The organism is Streptomyces sp. W16, assembly GCF_033194735.1.
Taxonomy (GTDB): Bacteria; Actinomycetota; Actinomycetes; order Streptomycetales; family Streptomycetaceae; genus Streptomyces.
Genome location: NZ_JAWOAI010000751.1, coordinates 1 through 3,659, shown reverse-complemented (window position 1 = coordinate 3,659; position 3,659 = coordinate 1). Strand labels below are relative to the sequence as shown.

Annotated in this window: 3 protein-coding genes; 1 reads left to right on the top strand and 2 read right to left on the bottom strand. The window is 69.6% G+C overall.

From position 1 onward, the window contains the following. Both R6V09_RS48545 and R6V09_RS48540 read right to left on the bottom strand, forming a co-directional pair. A partial coding sequence (locus tag R6V09_RS48545) for an alpha-2,8-polysialyltransferase family protein (RefSeq protein ID WP_317887835.1) occupies positions 1-1,297 on the bottom strand: 1,297 nt, incomplete at its 3' end. Then, complete coding sequence (locus tag R6V09_RS48540) at positions 1,294-2,271, bottom strand: glycosyltransferase family 2 protein (protein ID WP_317887836.1); 978 nt, start codon at positions 2,269-2,271, stop codon at positions 1,294-1,296. The genes R6V09_RS48545 and R6V09_RS48540, both read right to left, overlap by 4 nt. Before the next feature lie 198 nt (positions 2,272-2,469). Between R6V09_RS48540 and R6V09_RS48535 the strand changes: the two genes are divergently transcribed. Beyond that, on the top strand, positions 2,470-3,659 hold a 1,190-nt coding region (locus R6V09_RS48535; protein WP_317887834.1), incomplete at its 3' end, for a DUF6716 putative glycosyltransferase.

Genomic DNA, 3,659 nt, shown 5'->3' with positions numbered 1-3,659 from the left:
CGACCCGGCGCACGGTCGCGTTGCGCGGGATGAACGCGAGCTGGGCCGGTACCGCGCCGGGCAGCGCCAGCGAGGTGAGGCGCTTGCGCTTGAAGTAGCGCCAGCTGTGGCCGTCGAGCCGCCGGGTCAGATAGGCCTCGGCGGCCGGGCGCAGGTTCGGGTAGATCTTCGGCTGCATCGCGTAACCGACCGCCTGGACAAGCTCGTTGAGCACCGCCACGGCCATGCCCTCGCGCTGCTCGGTGACCGCCGCACGGTCGGTCAGCTCGGGCACCAGCGCGTCGACGATCGTCACCGGCACCCGGTTGCTGTTCTCGTACGGCGTCAGCCGGTCCAGCAGTGTGGACGTGCCGATGCGGGCGACCGGCAGGCCGTACAGCGCGCCCGCGGTGAGCAGGGCCGTGGAGAAGCAGCCGACGACCAGGACGGGCCGCAGCCGCTGGTAGAGGACCTCGGCGAGGACCGGGGTGTCGAGGACCGTGAGGTCGGCGCCGAGCTTCTCCGCCTCCTGCTCCAGCGCTCGCGACCAGCGGGCCGGTGCCGAGGGGTGCGGCTTGAACACCACACGCGTGTGGCCGAGTTGGACCACGCCTTTGAGCATCCGGACGTGCAGCTCCTCTTCCTCCTCGGCGGTGAGGATGTCGAGCGCGGAGAGGTACTGGCCGAGCAGCAGGGCGGGTTCGTCGGGCAGCGTGGGCAACTCGTCGGCGGTGTCGCCGAGTTCGGCCAGCACCTTGACGAAGGCGTCGGTCGGGACGATCTCCGGCCCGACGCCGAACTCGGTGAGCAGCAGCGGGGTGAGGCCCGGGACCAGGTCCAGGTGGAGCAGCCGGTCCACCCGGGTGCCGACCAGCGGGTCGATCTTGTTGCGGGTCGGGCCGTAGCTCATCAGGCCGTCGGCGTAGACGGTGACGGGGGCGCCGGTGAAGATCTGGGAGACGCCGAGCGCCGGGTTGACCTGGATCGACTCGACGACCAGTTCCACCTCGTCGTCGCCGAGGTTCCACAGGAGCCGCAGATGCCGCTCCCACAGCGGGACGTCGTCGAGGCGGGGGGACCAACCGCCGGGGTGGAAGGGGGAGATGGTCTCGTTCCACGACAGTACGTCGTCGAAGCGTTCCCGCAGCCGCTCGAAGCCGGGCGCCTCGTCGAGGCCGGGTGTGGTCTCGGGGGTCGCCGCGTTGTTGCAGACGAGGAGGATGCGGCGGTCGGCCGGGCGGAAGGAGTCGGAGTCGAGGGCGGCGGCGAGCGTGGCGGTGCCGTAGAGCGTCGACGCCAGGAAGATCTGAGTGGTCACGCGGCGGCCCCCGCGGCGGCGGGACGGCGGCGCAGCCGGCGCAGCCTCGTCGCGCGCTGGATGTCCATGGAGTCGAGCGCCTCGTCCACCACGTCCTGTGGCATGCGTCGCAGGGCGACGGCGCTCATCGACTTCAGTTTTCTCGCCACCGCCGGCTCGAACCTTTCGATGGATCCCAGATGATGGGAAATGATTGCGCAATATGTACGGACGGCCTTGGGGAGCAGTTTGTCCGCGTCCCGGTCCTGCGCCGTCTCCTCGATTACCTGGTCGAATGCGCGAATGAAATCGAGCTGGCGGACATCCCCGATCTGGGTGAGCGAGGAGGCGACCCCGCGTCGGTAGAAGACGCCGAGCAGGCTCACCGCGGCGAACGACTCCGCCTCCCGGTGCAGCTTCCAGATCCACGGCCGGTCCTCGGCCGTGCGCAGCCCGTCGGTGAAGTGGAGCAGGCCGCGGTCGACCAGCCGGCGGTGGTAGACCCCCGCCCAGGCGTACGCGTAGTCGACGGAGGTGGACCGGTCGGCGGGCAGGATCGCCTCGCGCGGATTCATCACGACCCCGCGCCTGCCGTGCGGCACGCGGTTGATCGTGCGGGCCCGCGCGGTGCACTGGACATGGTCCGTGCGCACGAAGTCGCAGCCCAACTCCTCGATGGCGTCCACCAGTTGGGGGAAGTAACCGGGAGCGAGCCAGTCGTCCCCGTCGAGGAACGTCAGATACTCCCCCCGGGCCTTGTCGATCCCGGTGTTGCGCGCGGTCGCCAGACCTCCGTTCTTCTCGTGTCGGACATGCACCGCTCCTGGCAACTCGCGCTCCGCGCGCGCGAGAATGTCCGGTGTCCCGTCGCGCGAGCAGTCGTCGACGAGAATGAATTCGAAGTCCGCGCGCGCGTTCGCCCGCAGGCTCCTGAGCGTGTCGGGTGCGTATTGCTGCACGTTGTAGAACGGCACGATGACGGAGAGCTTGACCACGCAGACGACGTTAGGTGGCGGCCCGGCATCCGTCTTTACCTTCACCTTGATATTGGATGAACGGCGCGTGGCGAACCTATGAAGCGGGTTGGATTTCGCGCCCCGGGAGCCCTGATTCGCCATTCGGCGGTGTGCTGTTAACCGTCTGTTGCCTTCTGGTTGGGCCGAACAACGGAATGGCTTCCTAGCGTCTTCGGTGTGCCAGCAAGTGCAACGCAGACCCTGCGAGTAGCCGTCCTCGCGGATTCCGACACCCGGTGGAAATGGGGTTCGCTCACCGCGAACCGCATCGCTCCGCCGAATTCGGACATCTCTTTGGACGGGTACCTCCTGCGGGGTCGTGCCACCCCAACAGCCCGCCAGCTGAAGGAAGTCGGCGTCACCGCGGACACCCTCCGCGAGGTGACCGCCGTCGAGTTCCTGCGCGCCATGGAACAGAAGTCGTACGACATCCTCGTCCTCTCCCTCGTCGGCGGCGGGGTCCAGGCGATGCTGCACGGTCTGGCCCGCGCCTGGGACGGACGCGCCGAGCGCCCTGTGGTCGTCACCGGCTATGTCGGCGTCGTCTACGAGAAGCTCGCCGACGGCCTGCTGCTGCGGCACGGCGCGGACCTCGTCCTCGCCAACTCCCGCCAGGACGCGGACCGTTTCCGGGAGGTCTACGACGGGGTCGGCGCCGACTCCTCGGCGGTGACCGAGGTCGCCCTGCCGTTCCTGGGCGGGGGCGCCTACACCGGCGAGCACGACCCGTACACGGTGGTCTTCGCGGTGCAGCCCTCGGTGCCCGACAACCGCAGGGACCGCAATTACCTGCTCGACCGGGCAGTTCAGCACGCGCGGCTCCACCCGAACCGCGAGGTGCTCCTCAAGCTGCGCTCCAAGCCCGGCGAACACACCACGCACATCGAGGAGTTGCCCTACCAGAAGCTGGTCCAGGGCAAGGACCTGCCCGCCAACTTCAGCCTCGTGTACGGGCACATGGGCGAGGTGCTCGACCGCACCGACCTCCTGGTGACCGTCAGCTCGACGGCCGCCCTGGAGTCCCTGCACCGCCGTATCCCCACCGTCGTGCTGACCGACCTCGGCGTGCGCGAGGGGCTTGGCAACCACCACTTCGTGGGCTCCGGGTGCCTCGCCTCCTGGGAGCAGCTCGACGCCGGGTACAAGCCGGTGCCGGACGCGGAGTGGGTGGCCCGGCAGGGGGTCGCCGCCGAGGGGTCGTACGAGACGGCCTTCGACGCGGCCCGGGAGCGGATCGCCAAGCTCCTGGCCGGCGGCGACATGCCCGCCCTCACCCCCTACTACACACCCGAGACCGCGCCCGGCTACCTGCCCGGCATCCTCGCCCGCCACCACCTCGGGCCGGACGGCACCCCGCTGCCCGGCGA